The organism is Desulfitobacterium metallireducens DSM 15288 (assembly GCF_000231405.2).
In the GTDB taxonomy this organism is placed as follows: Bacteria; Bacillota; Desulfitobacteriia; order Desulfitobacteriales; family Desulfitobacteriaceae; genus Desulfitobacterium_A; species Desulfitobacterium_A metallireducens.
In genome coordinates, this window is the sequence record NZ_CP007032.1 from 688,193 (window position 1) to 708,311 (window position 20,119).

Below are 20,119 nucleotides of genomic sequence, written 5' to 3' on the forward strand. Positions count from 1 at the left end.
TAGCAAAATAAGAAAGGGGAAAACGTATGCTTTTAGTTAATTTTTTAAAATATTTAGGGGTGACTCTACCTCTTATGGCTTTTGCTATCTTCCTTTTCACCTTAACCACACCCTACCAGGAATTTAAAATTATGTTTGATGGGGATGTTTTGGAAGATCCGCTAAAGGTGGCTTCAGCTAAAGCAGTATCGTTGGATTTGGGCGGAAAAATCCTTGGAATTGCCTTCTTGATGGCATCAGCGATCTACCATGCTGTGAGCTTCTGGGATCTTGTCGTATGGGCTCTAACAGGTACAATCTTTTTAATCGCGGTATATTATCTCTTTGAACTTTTGACTCCAGGAATATCGATTCGTAAAGAGATTCCTCAGGGTAATGTCGGTGTTGCGATTTTTTCCTTTTGCTTAAGTTTAACCTCAGGAATTTTAATGGCAGCGCTGATTAGTTATTAGAGTTACAAAATAGAAAGGGATGAAGTCGACCTCGCGGTTGACTTCATCCCTTTTGATGTTTTTTTCGAGTTAGGAGATTTTCACAACTTGATCAAATTCAGTTTCAATTTCTGGAGAGGGTTTAGCTGTTAAAAGACTGACAACAACGATGGTGATTAAACTGAGAATAAATCCGGGGATGATTTCGTAGAGAGAGTAAAAGGAGGCTTTAAGATTAGGAATTTGGGTCCAAGCAATAACTGTAGTTGCTCCGACGATCATTCCTGCTAATGCCCCTGATTTAGTCATGCGCTTCCAGTAGAGGCTCAAGAAAATCGCGGGCCCAAAGGAGGCACCAAACCCAGCCCAAGCATAACCGACAAGGTTAAGAATTGTATCATTTTGAGTCCAGGCGAGAGCTGCCGCAATTAAGGAAACGAGCAGGACAGATAAGCGACTGACCACAAGCAGTTCTTTGTCACTAGCGGAGCGGTGAAGGAGAATTTTATATAAGTCTTGAGTTAGGGAACTAGAGGTTACGAGGAGCTGAGAAGAAATAGTGCTCATAATCGCGGCTAAAATAGCGGCAAGCAAGAATCCAGTGATGATGGGGTGAAAAAGAAGCTTTCCAAGTTCGATAAAAACGGTTTCTGGATTAGCTAAGGTCATCCCGTGCTGAGCGAAATAGGCGATTCCAATCAACCCCGTAAACATCGCACCGACGACCGAGAAGACCATCCAAGTCATGCCAATTTTACGTGCTTTCTTTGTTTCTTGAACCGAGGAAATAGCCATAAAACGAATAATAATATGAGGCTGACCAAAGTAACCCAATCCCCAAGCGAAAAGAGAGATAATTCCAGCAACACTTGTCCCGGTGAAAATATTAAGGAGTGCGGGGTTAATGGATTGAATTGTATTAAAGGAGGCAAAAAGTCCGCCACTGTTTATAATGGCTATGGTAGGAACCAAAATGAGAGCTAAGACCATGATCAAACCCTGAACAAAGTCAGTGAGGCTAACTGCCAGAAAGCCTCCGAAAAGGGTGTAGGTAACGACTACAGCGGTGATTAGGAATAAACCCGTATGGTAGCTTATCCCAAAGGTTGTTTGAAAGAGGATACCTCCTGAGACTATTCCTGAAGAAACGTAAAATGTAAAGAAAATAATAATAACAAGTGCGGAAACCAAGCGGAGAATGTGAGATTGATCATGAAAACGATTGCCAAGATACTCAGGGACAGTAATCGAGTTACTAGCAATTTCTGTATAAGCACGTAAACGCGGGGCGACATAAAGCCAGTTGGCGTAAGCTCCTAGTGTCAGACCCAGGACAATCCAGCCTGAACTTAACCCTTGAATAAACATAGCTCCTGGTAAGCCCATCATCAGCCAGCCGCTCATATCGGAAGCACCTGCACTTAAGGCGGTGACTGCTGGACCTAAGCTTCGTCCGCCAATCATGTAACCGGAGAGGTCGGTGGTTTTCTTATAGGAATAATACCCGATGAGTAACATGCCAATCATATAAAGGATAATTGAAAAAGCAATCACTAATGTATTCCCCCCTGAATTAATATTTTGTCTATTATAATACTGTTCGTAACCTTTAAAACTATAGTAGCATAACCTCTTCTCTTTCTAAATAAGAAAATGAATAAGTATACAAGATACTTATAAAATATTCATAATCTAATTTTCAGAAGTGAACATACATAATTATTCATGGGGGTGCGCACCCTTTATAAGGTGTGTAGATATTTATAAAGGGGTGACGCTTTCACATGTCCGAAACCATCTTAGAAAAAACTGAAGGCCGAGTGAGTTATCATGATTCCGTCGAGGAGATGTTGGTTCGAATCCGCGAGGATGGGATGTCAAATGTCTTTGATCGCTATGCAGCTCAAGAGAAAATACGCTGCAAATTCTGTCTGCAAGGGTTAAGCTGTCAACAATGTTCCCAAGGGCCTTGTCGCATTAATGAAAAAGGGGAACAAGATAAGGGCGTTTGCGGGATTGGGCCTGATGCTATGGCGATGCGCAAACTCTTGCTTCAAAATATTATGGGAGCAGGCACCTATAGCCATCATGCCTATGAAGCCTACCGAACGTTGAAAGCAACGGGTGAAGGAAAAACCCCGTTTAAGATTAAGGATGTCGCTAAGCTCAAATGGATGTGCGAAAAGTTGGGTATCGACGCCAATCAAGAGGTTAATCAGATGGCGATCCAATTAGCGGATCTTCTCGAAAATCAACAACGCGTTGGTGTGGAAGAGCCCAACCTTATGGTCGAAGCTTTTGCTCCCAAAAAACGCAAGGAAGTTTGGAGAAATACAAATCTTTATCCTGCCGGAACGATGCATGAAGAACAAAATTGCGTCGCCAGTTGTTTAACTAACGTAGATGGGAATTACGCTTCCTTGGCGATTAAGGCGTTGCGCTTGGGTTTAGCCACGATCTATAATTCCCAAATTGGCTTAGAAATGGTTCAGGATATCCTCTTTGGGACACCGCAACCTCATGAAGTCGATGTTGACCTAGGAATTATGGATCCAGACTATGTCAATATTGTTTTTAATGGACACCAACCATGGGCTGGAGCTGCGTTGATTGAAAAAGCCCAAGCTTCAGAGGTACAGCAGCAGGCCAAAGCAGCTGGGGCTAAGGGGTTAAGAGTCGTCGGCTCCATCGAGACCGGTCAAGAACTTTTGCAGCGTTTTAAAATGGATGGGGTCTTTGTTGGATTGATGGGAAATTGGCTGGCGATCGAGCCTTTGCTGGCAACGGGAACGGTTGATGTCATTGCCATGGAAGAAAACTGTTCCCCGCCTGCAATTGATATGTATGCTGAAAAGTATCAAGCAACCCTTGTTGCAATCAGTACGATTATTGATATTCCAGGACTTCAGCATAAAATACCCTATGATCCCTCTGAAGTCGATAAAATGGTGGATACGTTGATCGAACTGGGAATAGAGAACTTTAAAAAGAGACATGGCAAAATTAAACCGATGGTTCCACAAAAGACCACAAAGGCGATTGCTGGTTTTTCAACGGAGGCTGTTTTAGGAGCTTTGGGCAATAAACTCGATCCCTTGGTTGAAGTTATTGTTGCTGGCAAGATTAAGGGAGTTGTTGCCTTAGCAAATTGTTCAACGCTGCGCAATGGCCCCCATGATTGGAATACGGTCAATCTTACAAAAGAACTGATTAAGAAGGACATCTTGGTGGTTGCTGGCGGTTGTGGAAATCACGGTTTAGAGGTAGCCGGACTTTGTAACCTTGATGCCATTAACATAGCGGGGCCTGGCTTAAAAGAAGTATGCGGTGCCTTGAAGATTCCACCTGTTCTCAGTTTTGGAACGTGCACCGATACAGGGAGAATTTCCATGTTGGTATCGGCCCTTGCTGATCATCTTGATGTCGATGTGCCGCAACTTCCGATTGCTGTTACAGCTCCAGAGTGGATGGAGCAGAAGGCCACGATTGATGGCGTTTTTGCAGTTGCTTATGGTGCCTATACGCACTTGTCACCAACCCCTTTTGTGACGGGAGGACTGCAACTTGTTAAACTCCTGACTGAAGATGTTGAAGGAATAACGGGTGGGAAGATTGCGCTTGGGGATGATCCGGTCGAAGTGGCCAATAATATTGAGGCTCATATTAATTTAAAACGTAAAGGGTTAGGATTAAACTAAAGAAGAAGGAAAGAGTTGTTGCATAATCTGTGGTCGTGTAGCTTGTCGCATATCCGCTCACTCAGGCGCTCCGTGGCTGGTACACTTTGTTTCCGTAGCAGCTTCGCCAAACCTCAGGGTAATACCTGAAGTAAACCATGGGCTCCGCTATGCTACGAAAGCTTCGTTCACCTGCACGCCCCTGCGCGAATCGTTCACTTCTATGCGGCAAGCTACGCTATCGGGCCTTTTTAGGAATTTCAGAATCGTAACTTCGCATAATGGGCGTAAAAACAAGGGACTGTTGTAAAACAGCCCCTTTACCTTTCCTTGCCAGTGCATAATGAGTTAGGAAATCTGATTTTTGCTTGTCTTGCTTAAGAAATAGCTAATTCCCCAAACGGTGAGAATAGCAACACCACCGACAGCTAACCAGATCCAGGTCGATTGGGCTACTCCGATGTATACGAGAGCGGTTCCTATGTAGTAGGGAATGATCGATAAAGCGGCAGTCCATGTATAAGGCCAAAGTTTAACTGAGGGTATCGCCCCAGCGATATAGTTGACGGCAAAGGCGGGAATCGGGAGAAGGCGCGCGATAAGCAAACCTGAAGAACCTTTCTTCTGAATCCAATGATCCACCGTTTCAAAACGTTGGGGAGTAAGCAATTTTTGAAAGAAACTCTTTCCAAGATAGCGAGTAATATAGAAAATTGCTATTGAGCTTAAGATTGAACCTAGCCAGGAGTATAGTATCCCCCCATAGACCCCGTATATTTTTAGTAAAAGGATAACAAGACCTTCAGAAGGTATGGGCGTCATACAAAGTGCTGCCATGAGTAAGATGCCGAGAAAAATACCCCCTATTCCCCAGGTTTGAATGAAGTAGGAGATATTATTTTGACGATCTAAATAAAAAAAGAGGACAATCAACAGAACGGAAATGACGAGAATTAAGGTGAGCCAGCCATAATTCTTGTCTTCAATTTTATGACTTTCCAAGTTAGTTACCTCACTTATCGTATACATCATAAAGAAAACGCTTTTTCTTTTTAATTTTGATCATATCATAATTTGTGTAATGCAAACAGTTCTTAAACAAAAAGTGAATTAAAGTTAAATTGTTGATAAAATGTTACAATTAAAGAAGTCTTTTTATGAACGAAGAACGAGGAGGAAGCCCATGTTTAGCCTCAGCAAGTTATTTCTTCCCTATCAGGGGATGCCCAAAGAGATTTACGTGATCTTCGCAGCTCGTATCGTTAATGCGTTAGGGTGTTTTGTCATGCCGTTGATGACGATCATTCTGACCCAAAGTATCGGGCTATCGAAAGAAAGTGCTGGAATATATCTCAGCTTAACGGGTTTGCTTTATCTACCCGCTTCCCTTCTGGGAGGAAAACTTGCAGATCATATCGGTCGTAAACGGGTCATCCTATTTTTTGATGGGTTAGGCATCATCTTATATCTCCTGGCGAGTTCTATACAGCCTTCGCTCGATTTAGTGCACGTAATGATGTTGGCTGGTGCGTCCATGACAGTATCGGGTCCGGCCTATAATTCACTTATCGCCGATTTGACAAGTCCAGAGAATAGGTCAGGAGCTTATGCTTTATCATACTTAGGTTGGAATATGGGATTTGCTATTGGACCGGTACTTGGCGGAGTGCTGTATCAACATCATTTGCCTTGGGTATTTATGGGAGATGCTGTGACCGCAATGATCGCATTGAGTCTAATTGCTTTGTTCATACCGGAAACGATTCAGAAGACAAGGCTTGAGGTTACGGAAGGAACACGTAAATTGGAGAGGCGGGAGGAAGGGTCTATATTTAGTGTCCTGGCAAAACGCCCGATTATGTTGTATTTCGCCGTCATCATGTTTGGCTATAATTTTGCTTATTCTCAATGGGCGTTCATGTTGCCGATTCAAACGATGCAGCTTTTTCCGGAAACGGGTGCCCGATATTTTGGCTATCTCGCGGGATTTAATGGTTTGATCGTAATGGTATTTACCCCTATTGTGACAAAGCTTGCTGAGAAAACACCCGTGATGCGCCGCATGGTTTATGGTGGCTTGTTCTATGCTGTAGGGTTTGGCATGTTGGGTGTGCTCAATTCTCTTTTCTTTGTTTTCCTTTGGTCATTTACCTTTACTTTAGGAGAAATTATTTTAGCAATCAGCGTTACGCCATTTATTGCAGATCATTCTCCTTCTTCACATCGTGGCCGAATGAACGCGGTTGTTCCCCTTCTTTTTAATCTGGGAAATACCTTAGGCCCTTTTGGAATGGGCAAAGTTCTTAATTACATAAGTATTGAATCGGGTTGGAAAGGGCTTGGTGTTTCGACGTTTATTTTTACATTGTTGATGTTTGGGTTGGAGTTCTATGAAAAACGAGATCAAAGGGTAGATATGAACTCTGAAGTGGAGTCGATCTAATAATATAATAGATTACGAGTTAATAACAAAAAAGTGCAGTTATCACTTAGGTGAGGATAACTGCACTTTTTTTTCTCAATTCCGGGAATGTCTTTTTACCCTTAAGATTGTTCTAAAGTATTCGGGTCATTTTTTTTCTTCTGCTCTTGTTTATCGCTTACGCTTCTGGATTCATACTTCGCACTATCGGGCCCCTTGGGTTTTCTTTGGATTTCACCCGTCCTTTTCATCTTCTCACATCCTCAGTTTTTAATATCCTAAAAGGATTGGAAATCGAAATCGCTTGCTACAGTATAGTATGGAAAAGAAAATGGAGCTTCATGTAAGGTTGATGAAATTATTCTATTTTCCGTATTTATGAATAAAAATGTCGGTACTAAATACTAGACCTTTAGGAACCATTTGACAAAGTTCAGGAAGGATTTCTTCGATCTTTTCCGCTGAATCCACAACCTCTAGAACAATCGGTAGATCAGCGGACAGTTCCAAAAGCCGAGTGGTATGAACCACTTTATCCTGACCATAGCCTTCAATTCCACGGTTAATTGTGACCCCGGCGATTCCTTTTTCACGAAGCCATTTTATTAAGTATTGGTAGAGAGGTTTGTTTCTGTAGCGCTCACTTTCGCCAACATAGACTTTAAGAAGTTTCCCTTTGCCTTGCATATTAAAACCTCCAGTTAGATAATACGAGCTAAACCAATACCCAACGCGACGCCCGCAAATCCTATAAGAATACTTAACAAAGTGTATGTAGCAGCGGTAATATAGCTTCCCCCTTCAAGTAGGGTAATCACTTCAAAACCGAAGGTGGAAAAAGTCGTATAGGCCCCGAGAAAACCAACGCCGATTCCTAGACGCCAGAGTGGGCTAATGGTCATTCGCTCTAGGAAAAGTATATTCAGGAAGCCTAATAAAAAGGCCCCAGTAATGTTGATTAGAAAAGTATGGAGAGGAAAACCTTGATTCCATTTATTGGATATCCATAGACCTAACTCATATCGAGTTAAAGCTCCTAAGGCACCCCCTAGTGCTATGACCCAAAGTTCACGAATTTTAATCACATCCTAATTCGTAGTCTGTTTAAGTTATAGTTTAGCTTATTTCTGGGTTTTCCGTCAAACACGAGAAAGGAAAGAGTGTTATAGGAGAATTAAGGGCATATAGTTTAGAGGTGGGGTTAAGAGGAGGGGTGATGGTGAGAATTTTATTGATTAACAGAAGAAGGGCGACAAGGATTCTTCTTCTGTGCGCTTTTATTGTATTAGGAATAAGTTTGGCCAGTCGCAATATACCCGTTCCTTCGCTTGTACGTACACCAGGTACCTATTATATGGTGAATACTCAAGAAAAGGTAGTTGCGTTGACATTCGATGATGGGCCTGATCCAAATTATACAGGACTCGTTCTTGACGTTCTGCAAGAAGAAAACGTCAAGGCAACCTTTTTTGTACTTGGAGAAAATGCTAAACAGAATCCAGAGTTACTCCTTCAAATCAATAAAGCAGGACATGAGATAGGGAATCATGGTTATACCCATAGCTATAATTCAAATCAGTTTGTTCGAGAATTAGTAAAGACGGATCAAGTCATTTTTGACTTGCTTCAGCAACATACGTATTTTTATAGACCTCCTGGAGGATTTGTATCCAAAGATGTTGTTCAGGGAGTAAAGGCAAAGGGGCATCTTCTTACTTTGTGGAGTATTGATAGTAAGGATTGGCGAAATCCTGGGCCAAATCGGATTGTGCAAAATGTATTGGAGAGCCGTTTACCAGGAGCTATTATTTTGCTTCATGATGGAGGAGAAAAACGGGAGCAGACGGCGGAAGCCCTGAAAGTCATTATTGATCGTTTAAGAAAAGACGGTTATCGCTTTGTGACCTTGTCGGAGCTAAAACGTTTCGAAGAAGAAAACAGCCAAATTCCTACCTCTGCAAGATAGAAACACTGGAAATTAGAGTATTTGGAGTAGTTCCTCTATTTTATAATAGGGGGATTTTTCTTTTGAGTTGATTATTTTAAAATTATCGAATAAAATACATATGAACACATATTCATATGAAGAGGTGAACATGAGTGGGGGATAAAGAAATTCTAGAGACAGATAATAATTCTGCAGCGGATAATCTGCTTTGTGAGGTGGATTGCGTTCATCCGGAAGTTATTGAAAGATTTTCGACTCAGGTCATTGATGTGAATCAAGCCAATGATTTAGCAGACCTCTTTAAGACACTGGGAGATCCCACACGGGTGAGGATAATGGATGCTTTGGCATTAGCCAAAGGCGAATTTTGTGTGTGCGATTTAGCAGAAGTCCTGGGCCTAAGCCAATCCGCTACATCTCACCAATTGCGCGTGCTTCGTAACAGCAAACTTGTGAAATATCATCGTGAGGGAAAAATGGTCTATTATTCTTTGGATGATAATCATGTTTTAGGATTATACCGGCAAGGGTTAGAGCATATTTCAGAGAAATAGAAAAGAGAGGGTGGAGAAAGATGAGGGAGGATAGAACTGAATCAGTACAGCAACCTTCTGATAAGGTGAAATATCGAATTAAAGGGGAATTTTGTGCCAATTGTTCAGCTAAGATGGAAAGAGCATTAAGTGGTACTGAGGGATATGGGGAAACGACGATTAATTATATAACTAAGACCGTATATCTTCCTCCATCTAAACGTCAGGAAGCTCAAGATATTATGGAAAAGATTGAGCCTGGAGTGAAGCTGGTCGAGTTATTAGGAGGAAAAAAGGGAAGTCGTAGCTCCGAGGAGGAAGAGACTGAGAAGGATTTATCAAAGCAACTTTTAAGAATCGGTATCGCTTCGGTACTGTTTGTTGTGGGTTTGATTTTTGCGTCAAGATGGCATAACACCTCTTATCATTTTTTAGAGTATTTGGTTTTTATCAGTGCTTATATATGGGTCGGATACGAGGTTTTAACCAAGGCGATTCGAAATATTATTCGAGGAGCGGTCTTTGATGAGAACTTCCTTATGGCATTGGCGACGATTGGAGCGATCGTGATTCATCAATTACCTGAAGCTGTGGGCGTGATGCTTTTTTATGCTGTGGGTGAATATATTGAGGATCGGGCGGTTGACCGTTCACGTCATTCCATTCAAGCGTTGCTCGATATTCGACCGGATTCGGCCAATCTTATTCATCAACTCCAAATCATTAAAGTGGCTCCTGAGGATGTTCAAGTGGGGCAACAGATTGTCGTGCGTCCGGGGGAGAAAGTACCTCTTGATGGAGTCGTGGTCAATGGCAGTTCTTATCTTGATACATCCGCTTTAACGGGAGAATCGGTCCCGCGTAAAGCGGAGAAGGATGACACGGTTTTGGCAGGGATGATCAATACTTCTGGTGCGCTGACAGTTCGTGTAGTTCGAGAATACGCAGATTCCTCTGTACAGAAAATCCTTGATTTAGTTGAAAATGCGAGTGCGAGGAAAGCTAAAGTTGAGAAATTCATCACGACTTTTGCTCGGTATTATACACCAGGTGTTGTGATCGTTGCTTTAGGAATTGCTATTCTTCCTCCGTTAATGGGAATGGGGAGTTTTAGTCAATGGCTCTATCGGGCACTCACCATTCTGGTTATTTCTTGTCCGTGTGCTTTAGTGATTTCGGTACCTTTAGGTTACTTCGGTGGAATCGGGGGTGCATCGCGTCATGGTATTCTAGTTAAGGGTGCAAACTATTTAGAGGCTTTGACTCAATTAAAAACGGTTGTTTTTGATAAGACGGGAACATTAACCCAAGGGGTATTTGAGGTGATCCAGGTTCAGCCTACAGAAGGGTTTAAGGAGGAGCGTCTTCTTGAAATTGCGGCCAAGGCTGAAGTTCATTCTAATCATCCGATTGCGCAGTCGATTCGAAAGAAGTTTAACGCTGAAATTGATGCTTCTCTGATCGAAGACTATGAGGAAATCTCGGGAAAAGGAGTTCTCGCTAAAGTAGGTGGTCTTTCCGTTATTGCGGGAAGGAAGAGTTTGCTGGAGGAGCGAGGAATTCAGCTTTCCCCTGAGCAGGTAGAGCAAGGAACGCAGGTTTATTTAGCGATAGATGGAAGCTATGCGGGGTTCATTGTCATTTCAGATCAGGTCCGAGTTGGAGCTCGGGAAACGGTTCACTATCTTAATCAAGCCGGAATTAAAACGGTCATGTTAACGGGGGATCATCCCTCTGTGGCTCAAAGTATGGCTATGAGACTAGGAATTCAGGAGTTCCATGCTGAGCTTTTGCCGGAAGATAAAGTGTCGTGGCTAGAAAAACTCTTGAAGGAGCAAGAAACCCCTCAGGGTAAAGTGGCGTTCGTAGGGGATGGAATTAATGATGCACCTGTTTTGACCCGTGCGGACATCGGGATTGCGATGGGGGGGTTAGGCTCAGATGCGGCAATTGAAGCTGCCGATGTTGTTCTCATGGAGGATCAGCCAACAAAGCTTATTAATGCGTTAGAAATTTCGCAGTTTACGAAGATGATAATTTGGCAGAACATTGCCTTTGCACTCTTGATTAAACTCGGCTTTATCCTTCTAGGAATGTTCGGGTTAGCGAATATGTGGGAAGCTGTGTTTGCGGATGTTGGAGTAGCGCTTCTCGCAATTCTTAATGCAACTCGGGTTCGGCGTTATTCTAGTCCAGGAATACGTCTTGGTGAAAAGAGTGTTCAGGCTGAACGCAATCTTGGAGAAGTTACCGCGAAATAAAAGGAAAGGAGAATTTATATGATTGCAGTAGGAGAGGTCGCTCCCGATTTTACAGCGCAAGGGAGCCAGGGAGAACAGATCACATTATCAACTTTGCGGGGGAAAAAGGTGATCTTATATTTTTATCCTAAGGATATGACTTCAGGTTGCACAACCGAAGCTTGTGACTTCCGTGATCATCATGCTGAATTTCTGATCGCGGATACTGTTATTATAGGTATAAGCAAAGATTCAATGGGAAGCCACCATAAATTTATTGAAAAATATCAGCTTCCTTTTGTTTTAGTCTCAGATCCAGAGTTAGCTATTATTCAGGCCTATGGCGTTTGGAAAGAGAAAAATATGTATGGCAAGAAAACGATGGGGATTGAACGGACGACGATCGTTATCGATGAACAGGGTTTCATTCGGAAAATTTACTCGAAAGTTAAAGTAAAAGGACATGTAGAGCAGGTTCTTCAGGACTTAAAGTAATAATAAAAATGCTGTCAAAAAAACATAACCGTTATTCTTGAAAACAGAATAACGGTTATTTACGTTCCAATTTGATTTTACTCGAATTCTTTCATCGAGAACAGGATAGAACATAAAGGAATAATATGGAATAAAATAATGCAACGAAGGGGGTGAAAGGATGAATCAATGGGACGAAATGAGTAGACAGCATCCACCACACATTTGGTATCCTCCGCTTCCTTATCCTACAGATTCCACTTTCTTAGGTGTCAAAGAAGAGGCAATAATAACTCAAAGACCTTACTCAATACCCGAGCATGGAGTTACTGAACGAGCTGTAGCTACAGCAAATATCTGGCCTTTGATGCCGGCCATCGTTGGAACTGGGACCTCCTTTTTACTCCTGTTAATGCTGAACCATAAAACATGGAGAAGTAAGGAAGATACAACAAGGAGTGACGAAGAGTGTCCCATGACTCGGAAGGCTTCCTTAGGATCGGCCGTAGTGGTTCTTAATTCTTTATTAGCGACTGCAGGTATTTCCTATTATGTGTTTAGTGTGTTGACAGCTTCTGATGGGCCGATCATTACAGCATTTTTGCCAGTATCTGCAGGGATTTCTATTTTAATTTTATATTTTGCATCTGCATTTGCACTGCAAGATCATCTGGATCCAGGCAGCTTTTCGGGTGAAAATATAGGAGATGATATCGTATCAAGATTAAATACGTTTGTTTATTTTAGTATTACGACTTTTTCTACTGCAGGTGGGGATTTGGCCCCTGTAAACAATGCATCAAGAATACTGGTTGCAATTGAAGTTCTGTTTTTTGTTTTCATATTTACAATGGGTATTGTGTTCTTTCCAAAAACTTAGGATAACCAGCGTTTTATAAAGGCATCTTTACTGACCCAAATGAGCTTAGGCTCTCCTAAGCGAGTCATTGAATGAGCCTTGCCCATGGGGTGATAGATGCGCATAATCATGCGTTGGAGCGTACCCACCCAACGAACAAAGGGACTGACAGGGACTTCCTGAACATTAAAGCCTAAGCCTTTCGCACCGCGGTTAAGCAAGGTGAGACCGACAAAAACACGAATCTCCCGATATTCTGGATTTTGTGCAATATAGTCAGCAAGGACAGGGAGAGAGGTTCGTACTTTGCGTAAGGCTTCAATTGCAATTTTATGGGAATCGGTTTGGCGTATTTGTAACCGAGTATTATCTAAGTGAAGTTCGCCGACTAGATCACCTTCATGAGCAAGGATTATCCCTTGGTCATCGCAAAGATCGGGACCGTGGTATTTGATTTTTCCTAACCGAAAAAGGCTGGTCGAGTTAATTCGGCTGATATGGTTATGGCGGGCATAAAAGTTTTCCCACTTTTCCCAGAGTCGATAGCTTATGCGGCGATACATCGGCCAGTCGGGGAGATCAAGGGGAATTATAGGCAGCTTTTTTTCCGTGGGGATTTTTTGCATTAGAAGCTCAACTGCTTGTAAGGTGTTTTCAGGTGCGCCTGCATCTCCCCCACTATCATGCATAACAATGATTCCACCCTCTTGGACTTTATTTAAAATACGTTCTGCAATTTGTGCGGGGGTTCTCCGAGCATCCCAGTCATGGCCCTCAGCAGTCCAAAGAATGGCGTTGAGTTTGTGGTGTTTGAACCAGAGAAAAGTGAAGAGATTAAAGGTTCCCCACGGAGGACGAATCCAATGGACGGGCGATCCCGTTATGCGTTCTAGAGTTGAAAGTCCTTCAGTCCATACCCGCCAGGTTTTCCAGGGACTAATCAACCAGGCATATTGATGAATTTGACAGTGGAGGCCGATTTGGTGGCCGCGTGCAACAATTTCCTGGACAAGTTCTGGATGTTGGGCTGCTCTTTCCCCAACCATGAAAAAGGTTGCTTTAACTTGATAGCGGTCGAGAAGATCAAGAAGATGGGGAGTATAAGTGGGATCTGGACCATCGTCAAAGGTTAAGGCAACTCCAGGTTGATAATGCCTTTTCCAGGCGCCGATTCCCAATCGGTGGGGGAAAACGTCGGGGATTGCGGTATAAATTAAGAGAAGCGTGAGAACCAAGAGAAGGCTGATCCACAAAATAACTCCACCCATTATAGGATTCCTTCTTTCATTTTAAGTATTTATAATATTATACTGCCCCATTTTAAGCTATACCAGAAACTTTGCTTTACCTTTACGCTTAATGATGGAACGCTGTATACTATAGATGAATAAATATGCAGGAGGCTATCGATCTTGAAAGTTGTACTTGAATGTATTCCTTGTTATATGAAACAAGTCATCAATGCGGTCGCGCAAACGGAATGTTCAGAAGAAAAGGCTCGTCAGATTATGTATCAGATTTTACCGATGATTCCAGAGCTTGATTCGGAGGAAACTCCTGCTGTGAATTCTACGTTTGTTCTTCGCAAGATTAATGAGTTACTTGAAATTGAGGATCCGTTTAAGGACGCGAAAAGGAAATCGAATGAACTCGCCTTATCTCTTGTTCCTCAACTTAGAGAACGTATTAACCAGAGCGAGGATCCATTATATACAGCTTGTCAGATTTCGGTTGCGGGTAATATTATCGATTTAGGTATATTTTCGGATTATGACCTTGAAGCAACACTTCAGGAATCTTTAGCTAAGCGATTTTTCCGAGATGACTCAGAGGAGTTTAAGGAAAGGTTATGTAGTGCCCATGAAGTCCTAATTCTAGGAGATAATTCGGGGGAGATTGCCTTCGATAAGCTTTTAGCAGAAGAACTCAGAAGAAGAGGAGTACGGGTTAGGTTTGTTGTCAAAGGTCAATCCATCTTAAATGATGCGACACTAGAAGATGCGGCCCTGGTTGGCATGGGAGAAGTGGCCGAAGTAATGACCAATGGGAACGGATATCTTGGAACTGTTGTTCAAGCACGTTCACAGGAGTTAATCGAAGCGATGGAGCAGGCGGATTTAATCATTAGTAAGGGTCAGGCCAATTATGAGTCGTTAGAATCGACACAAGAAGCAGGTGATAAGACCTATTTCTTATTGCGTGCTAAATGTGAAATTGTGGCGAAAAATCTTGGGGTTGATTTAGGAAGCATGGTCTTTGCTCGGAATCGGAACGAGTAACCCTTCTTCAGATAGAGAGCAATCGGCATTTTTTTCGAAAATTGAGCTTATATATTGACGGGTTACAGAGAATAGACATATAATTAATCAGAATCGAAAATTCTCAGTTAGGTGAGGTTCCTGCATAAACATAGGCCACTGCCCCGAAATGTCGAGAGACGCCAAGGGGTAGAACAGGTATTACCGGCATAAGGTTTTACTTAAGGTGGCTGAGGTTACTCTACGTTATGCAGTGCTAAAGCTCAACGAGTTAGAGAAGGTTAAAAATGGCGCTATTTTATTTGCGTGCTAAGGCCTTCTATTTAGAGGGCTTTTTTATTTTGTTTTTATAATTTGCTTGCCTATAAATGGGAAGAATTAAAGGAGGTGGTTATGATGGATTCTGGCCCTAGTCCGGAGATATTTATGAGTTATAAGATGAGAATCAATATTCAATTACAGGGAGTTGCTTCCGGGTACGAGGAGGTCAGACTCCAGAGCTAAGGGGGAGGAAAATGAGTGAAGTTAAGATCCTTGGTGAATTTTATTTTAGCCAGATCCTGAATAAACCCATCTTAGACGCTCAAGGGCGAAGGGTGGGGCGGGTTAGAGATATGGTCATGCGCTGGGATAGTTTGGCCCCTCACGTGACAGGGATTAAGACAGCCAAAGGGGCTCAAGCGGTGATTCCGATTGAGTTGGTGTCTTTTATGAATCATCGAGAAATCAGACTGTCCGTCGATTTCAGCTCTAACATTACGGTTCCGCTTCAAGAAGATGAAACGTTTATTGGAAAATGGCTATTAGATAAGCAAATTATTGATTTGGAGGGGTCTAAACTTGTTCGTGTGAATGATTTGACCCTGTCTTGGATTACTCGAAATCATAAACAAATCATGGTTTTAGTTGCAGTTGATATTGGTTTGAGGGGCGTATTCAGACGTTTAGGGGTCGAGTTTCTTGTGCGGAGGGTGAAAAACAATTTCCTCGGGTGGCAATATATTAAGCCTCTTGAAAGCCGGTCTTCTGCATTACAGATTACTCGGGAGAAGGAGCAACTCAGAGAACTTCATCCTGCTGATATTGCGGATTTGTTGGAAACCATGGGATATTAAGGAAAGAACGGATTTAATTCATACTTTAGATTCGCAACAGGCCATTGATGCCTTGGCTGAAATGGAACTTGAAGCCCAGGTCGAAGTGATTAATCAATTGGATGAAGATACCGCTTCCGATCTCTTGGAAGATATGCCGCCTGATGAGGCTGCGGATATCTTAGGAGAACTTTCAACTGAGAAATCAGAGATACTCTTAGGCTTGATGGAGTCAGAGGATGCGGAAGATGTCCGTGAGTTGATGAAGTATGAGGAAAATACGGCAGGAGCGCTGATGACGACGGAATATATTGGCTTTCCGCTTTATCTCACCGCAGAAGAAGCCATTAATAAACTCCGTGAGCTGGCGCCAGAGGCAGAAACGATTTATTATTTGTTTGTTGTCGATGAGGAAGAAACTCTCGAGGGAGTACTTTCTTTGCGTGAACTTATTATTGCGCAACCGTCAACTCAACTGAAGGATATAATGCATAAGAAAGTTGTTAAGATCCATCCCTTAGAGAATACAGAAATAGCTGCGGATATTATTAATAAATATGGTCTGCTAGCTCTGCCAGTTGTGGATGAAAATGAGAAGATGCTTGGTATTATCACGGTGGATGATGTTCTGGAGCTTCTTATTCCAGAACGCGGGAAAAGCGAGCTTGATTCCTGGCTCGTTGTCCGCAAGAGACAAGCGAAAAGGGGGCAGGCCGAATGACCTTGAAAAGCAGGTTTGCCCTCTTCTTATCGGTAATGGGGCCGGGAATTGTGACAGCTTTTGCCGATAATGATGCCGGTGGAATTGCAACTTATGCTTCTGCAGGGGCTAATTATGGCTATGCGCTGATTTTTACAATGATTGTAAGCACCGTTTTTTTAGCGATTGCTCAAGAAATTTCAGCCCGAACTGGAGCAGCAACCGGTCGTGGTCTAGCTGACTTGATTCGTGAGCAATATGGTGTCCGGTGGACCTTGTTTGCTATGGCTGTTTTAATGGTTGCTAATTTAGGAACGACGGTTTCTGAGTTTTCAGGGATTGCCACAGCATTTGAAATATTTGGCGTCAGTAAATACATCTCAGTTCCTTTAGTTGCCTTCATTATTTGGTGGCTGGTTATTAAGACAGATTACGAAAAGATTGAGAAGATTTTTCTTCTACTTTGTCTTACCTTTTTTAGCTATGTTATTTCTGGGGTGATGGTCCATCCACCGTGGCATGAGGTTATGATTCAATCTATTACTCCAAATTTTTCGGGTTCACCGGCTTTTCTGTTGATGGCTATCGGCGTGATTGGAACAACCATTACGCCCTGGGGTCAGTTTTATGTTCAGGCCTCAGTTGTCGATAAAGGGATTACCTCTAAAAACTATCGGTATACGCGCTGGGATGTTCTCATTGGTTCTTTCTTCACAGGATTTATTGCTTTTTTTATCATCGTAGCCACAGCGGCAACGCTTTTTGTTAATCATATTCCGATTGAAACGGCTAAAGATGTAGCCATCGCCTTGAAACCCTTAGCTGGGGAATATGCGAGCTTGCTCTTCGGCTTTGGTTTGCTCGGTGCGTCTGTATTAGCTGCTTTTGTGCTTCCTCTCAGTACGTCCTATGCCGTTTGTGAAGCATTTGGGTTTGAACATGGTATCAGTAAATCTAATCGAGAAGCACCTGTCTTTTTTGGGCTGTATACGGTAATCATTATTTTAGGGGCTGCCATTGTGCTTTGGCCTGGGCTCTCCCTCTATCATGTCATGCTTTTCACGCAGGTGATCAACGGAATGTTGCTCCCGCCGATTCTTATTTTTATGGTGCTTATCGCGAGTAAGAAAAGTATTATGGGCGAGTATGCAAATACGCCTTTTTTCAACGGGGTGGCTTGGTTTTTTAACGGGATTCTTATTGTTTTGACTTTGCTTTTGTTGCTTTCAACACTGTTTCCAGGGCTAACAGCCAGGCTGTTTGGCTGAGCAACAGGAATGGCCATTTATTTTAATGAAGGGAGTTCCTTAATTTATAATGCAGCAGGATTGGCTTCAAATCCTGGAACAGGAGACAGAAGTTAAATTAAATGATGTGCAGAAGCAAGCGGTTCTTCAAACGGAAGGGCCGGTGCTTCTTTTAGCAACTCCAGGTGCAGGAAAAACAACAGTCTTAAATTTCCGAATCGCCTATCTTATCCTGGAAAAAGGAGTTTCTCCAAGCCATATTCTAGCTTTAACCTTTAGCCGCGCAGCGGCTCAAGATATGGGGGAACGTTTTCATACTTTATTTGGACGGCGCATACCTGAATGGGTGCGCTTTTCAACCATTCATAGCTTATGCTACCGGATTGTCCGCACATGGTTTCAGAGGGTTAATCAATCCTATCGCCTCATTGAACAGGAACAAGGGGCTTTCAGTAAAAGTGCCGTCCTGCGTCAGCTGTATGAGTCAATCAATCATACGATGTTAACTGAAGATAAGCTTGAAGAGTTGTCACAAGCCATTGGGTATATTAAAAATAGTTTGATGTCCCGTTCCGAGATGGGCGAGCTTGAGGTTAAAGTAAAGAATTTAGAGGAGATTTATCTGGCCTATGAAGAGTACAAATGCAAGGCACATGCTCCTATTATTCTTCTCGACTTTGATGATATGCTCACCGTTGCATATGACATTTTACGAAAACAGCCTGATTTGATTAAGGCGTATCAACAGCATTATCGCTATATTTTGATGGATGAAAGTCAAGATACTTCGCTTGTCCAAAATAAAATCGTCGAACTTCTGGCTCAACCGCAAAACAATCTATTTCTTGTCGGAGATGACGATCAAAGCATCTTCTCGTTCCGGGCAGCAGATCCTCAATATCTCCTCAATTTTCACGCGATCTATCCTCAAGCTCAGATTCTTACTATGGATCAGAATTATCGAGCGACTCAAAAGTTGGTGGCTTCTGCTAATGAATTGATTCAGGCAAATCAAAAGCGATATCCCAAGAATATGTTTTCAAAACAAGCTTCTGGTGAACCGCCGCGGATTCGCCAGTTTGGAACAAATGAAGAAGAGTTGGAGTATCTGGTTAAGTCCTTGAAGATGAGACCTCTTTCCCAGAACGTGAATTCGGTCGCGGTACTGTATCGAAATAATCTTTCAGCCGTACTTTTAATGGACCGTTTAGAGCGAGCTGGGATTCCTTTTTATATGAAGGATTTTCGCGACCGCTTTTTTAAGCATTGGGTGGTTGAAGATGTTTTGAACTTTTTGCGATTTTCATATAGCGATAAGAATGTAACGCTTCTCGAAAAGATCTTCACGAAGTTTGACTCGTATATCTCAAGAAAACAGATTGAATGGCTTAAATCCTGCCCCTCTAAGGAGTCTGTATTCGATCGTTTAGCGGAAATTCCAGAGACCAAGGAGTTTCGAAAGAAACGGTTGCTTCAATTTAAACGGGATTTTAAACGCTTAAATCATATGTACCCCATTCCGGCACTTCATTTTATTCGTGAGGACTTTAAATATGAAGAGAAAGTAAAAGATTTCGCAGATCGCTTGGGGTATTCCATGGAAGTGGTAAGGGAGATGCTCGATATTCTGGAGACCCTTGCAGAAGATCAGCAAGATCTGACAGCCTTCGCTAACCGTTTGAAGTCGCTCGAAGAAGCAGCAATAAACTCAGCTCAAAATAGAGGAAAACCAGTGGTTACGCTGTCCACTTTACATGCTGCTAAGGGTTTAGAGTTTGACGAGATATACTTAATGGATTTAGCTGAAGGAATTCTTCCTGCTGCAGATGCGATTAAAGCAGTCGAACAAAAACAAGGTGCAGCGATGGAGGAAGAGAGACGTCTTTTCTATGTAGGGATAACTCGGGCGAAACGCAAATTGGAACTCTTAAGTGTCCAATTTCAAAACCATCAGGAAGTTTTACCTTCACGATTTGTAGTCGAGTTAAGCCAAATTCTTAGAGTTAAAGAACAACCTGGGGAGGTTAGACCTGTTAAAGAAATTGCAGATTCTTCACTAACACGTCTTATTATCAAGAAAGGTGCTCTCGTTCGGCATAAGAAGTTTGGAATTGGTGAAATTACAAAAGTAGAGGGCGATATAATTTTTGTTCAATTTAAGGAAGGATTAAAACAACTTTCTGTAGAATTGTGTTTGTCAGAGCAAATTATAAAATCAATAATTGAATGATCAAGG

The 20,119-nt window shown here is 42.4% G+C and carries 19 protein-coding genes and 1 riboswitch; of the genes, 13 read left to right on the forward strand and 6 right to left on the reverse strand.

Features of this window, described 5'->3' with window-relative positions; all coding sequences use genetic code 11:
• The first annotated feature begins 26 nt into the window (after positions 1-26).
• Positions 27-452, forward strand: coding sequence for a DUF350 domain-containing protein (locus DESME_RS03340; protein ID WP_006715281.1), 426 nt, complete (start codon positions 27-29; stop codon positions 450-452).
• A 69-nt stretch (positions 453-521) separates the two neighbouring features.
• Here the strand turns inward: DESME_RS03340 and putP are convergent, their stop codons facing one another.
• Positions 522-1,985: a sodium/proline symporter PutP gene (putP, locus tag DESME_RS03345; RefSeq protein ID WP_006715280.1), complete on the reverse strand. Its 1,464-nt coding sequence runs from the start codon at positions 1,983-1,985 to the stop codon at positions 522-524.
• A gap of 230 nt (positions 1,986-2,215) precedes the next feature.
• On the opposite strand from putP, the gene cooS reads away from it, so the two are divergent.
• A complete protein-coding gene (gene cooS / locus DESME_RS03350; RefSeq protein ID WP_006715279.1) occupies positions 2,216-4,129 on the forward strand; it encodes an anaerobic carbon-monoxide dehydrogenase catalytic subunit in 1,914 nt (637 codons plus the stop codon).
• A 327-nt stretch (positions 4,130-4,456) separates the two neighbouring features.
• Here cooS and DESME_RS03355 read toward each other — a convergent pair whose 3' ends face one another.
• The gene (locus DESME_RS03355; RefSeq protein ID WP_006715278.1) at positions 4,457-5,110 is read right to left on the reverse strand and encodes a TVP38/TMEM64 family protein; all 654 of its coding nucleotides are present in this window, start codon (positions 5,108-5,110) and stop codon (positions 4,457-4,459) included.
• 181 nt (positions 5,111-5,291) lie between these two features.
• Here DESME_RS03355 and DESME_RS03360 point away from each other — a divergent pair, with 181 nt between their 5' ends.
• On the forward strand, positions 5,292-6,551 hold the full coding sequence (locus tag DESME_RS03360) for an MFS transporter (protein ID WP_006715277.1): 1,260 nt from the start codon (positions 5,292-5,294) through the stop codon (positions 6,549-6,551).
• Positions 6,552-6,652: 101 nt separating this feature from the next.
• On the opposite strand, the gene DESME_RS16355 is transcribed toward DESME_RS03360, so the two are convergent.
• From DESME_RS16355 to crcB, 3 genes are all read right to left on the reverse strand, one after another.
• The gene (locus DESME_RS16355) at positions 6,653-6,781 is read right to left on the reverse strand and encodes a hypothetical protein (RefSeq protein ID WP_006715276.1); all 129 of its coding nucleotides are present in this window, start codon (positions 6,779-6,781) and stop codon (positions 6,653-6,655) included.
• A gap of 112 nt (positions 6,782-6,893) precedes the next feature.
• Positions 6,894-7,217 (reverse strand): DUF190 domain-containing protein, encoded by a 324-nt coding sequence (locus DESME_RS03365; protein WP_006715275.1) that lies wholly within the window; start codon positions 7,215-7,217, stop codon positions 6,894-6,896.
• Positions 7,218-7,231: 14 nt separating this feature from the next.
• A complete protein-coding gene (gene crcB, locus DESME_RS03370) occupies positions 7,232-7,615 on the reverse strand; it encodes a fluoride efflux transporter CrcB (RefSeq protein WP_006715274.1) in 384 nt (127 codons plus the stop codon).
• A gap of 131 nt (positions 7,616-7,746) precedes the next feature.
• On the opposite strand from crcB, the gene DESME_RS03375 reads away from it, so the two are divergent.
• From DESME_RS03375 to DESME_RS03395, 5 genes are all read left to right on the forward strand, one after another.
• Positions 7,747-8,496 (forward strand): polysaccharide deacetylase family protein, encoded by a 750-nt coding sequence (locus tag DESME_RS03375; RefSeq protein ID WP_006715273.1) that lies wholly within the window; start codon positions 7,747-7,749, stop codon positions 8,494-8,496.
• Between the two features lie 134 nt (positions 8,497-8,630).
• The gene (locus DESME_RS03380; protein WP_006715272.1) at positions 8,631-9,032 is read left to right on the forward strand and encodes an ArsR/SmtB family transcription factor; all 402 of its coding nucleotides are present in this window, start codon (positions 8,631-8,633) and stop codon (positions 9,030-9,032) included.
• 20 nt (positions 9,033-9,052) lie between these two features.
• Positions 9,053-11,272, forward strand: coding sequence for a heavy metal translocating P-type ATPase (locus DESME_RS03385; protein ID WP_006715271.1), 2,220 nt, complete (start codon positions 9,053-9,055; stop codon positions 11,270-11,272).
• 18 nt (positions 11,273-11,290) lie between these two features.
• The gene (bcp, locus tag DESME_RS03390) at positions 11,291-11,746 is read left to right on the forward strand and encodes a thioredoxin-dependent thiol peroxidase (RefSeq protein ID WP_006715270.1); all 456 of its coding nucleotides are present in this window, start codon (positions 11,291-11,293) and stop codon (positions 11,744-11,746) included.
• Between the two features lie 160 nt (positions 11,747-11,906).
• Positions 11,907-12,605: an ion channel gene (locus tag DESME_RS03395; RefSeq protein WP_006715269.1), complete on the forward strand. Its 699-nt coding sequence runs from the start codon at positions 11,907-11,909 to the stop codon at positions 12,603-12,605.
• Here the strand turns inward: DESME_RS03395 and DESME_RS03400 are convergent.
• Positions 12,602-13,852, reverse strand: coding sequence for a polysaccharide deacetylase family protein (locus DESME_RS03400; protein ID WP_006715268.1), 1,251 nt, complete (start codon positions 13,850-13,852; stop codon positions 12,602-12,604). The genes DESME_RS03395 and DESME_RS03400 overlap by 4 nt on opposite strands.
• Positions 13,853-13,996: 144 nt before the next feature.
• Here DESME_RS03400 and DESME_RS03405 point away from each other — a divergent pair, with 144 nt between their 5' ends.
• From DESME_RS03405 to DESME_RS03420, 5 genes are all read left to right on the forward strand, one after another.
• Complete coding sequence (locus DESME_RS03405; RefSeq protein ID WP_006715267.1) at positions 13,997-14,863, forward strand: damage-control phosphatase ARMT1 family protein; 867 nt, start codon at positions 13,997-13,999, stop codon at positions 14,861-14,863.
• Between the two features lie 96 nt (positions 14,864-14,959).
• Positions 14,960-15,125: riboswitch (M-box (ykoK) riboswitch) on the forward strand.
• 232 nt (positions 15,126-15,357) lie between these two features.
• Positions 15,358-15,957, forward strand: a complete 600-nt coding sequence (locus DESME_RS16220; RefSeq protein WP_006715266.1) for a PRC-barrel domain-containing protein — start codon at positions 15,358-15,360, stop codon at positions 15,955-15,957.
• Positions 15,926-16,657: a magnesium transporter gene (locus tag DESME_RS16225; protein WP_006715265.1), complete on the forward strand. Its 732-nt coding sequence runs from the start codon at positions 15,926-15,928 to the stop codon at positions 16,655-16,657. The genes DESME_RS16220 and DESME_RS16225 overlap by 32 nt, the downstream gene beginning before the upstream one ends.
• A complete protein-coding gene (locus DESME_RS03415; protein ID WP_006715264.1) occupies positions 16,654-17,904 on the forward strand; it encodes an Nramp family divalent metal transporter in 1,251 nt (416 codons plus the stop codon). Before DESME_RS16225 ends, DESME_RS03415 begins: the two co-directional genes overlap by 4 nt.
• A gap of 49 nt (positions 17,905-17,953) precedes the next feature.
• Positions 17,954-20,113 carry an ATP-dependent helicase gene (locus tag DESME_RS03420; RefSeq protein WP_006715263.1) on the forward strand — a complete coding sequence of 720 codons (2,160 nt, stop codon included), beginning with the start codon at positions 17,954-17,956 and terminating at the stop codon, positions 20,111-20,113.
• Positions 20,114-20,119: the final 6 nt, after the last annotated feature.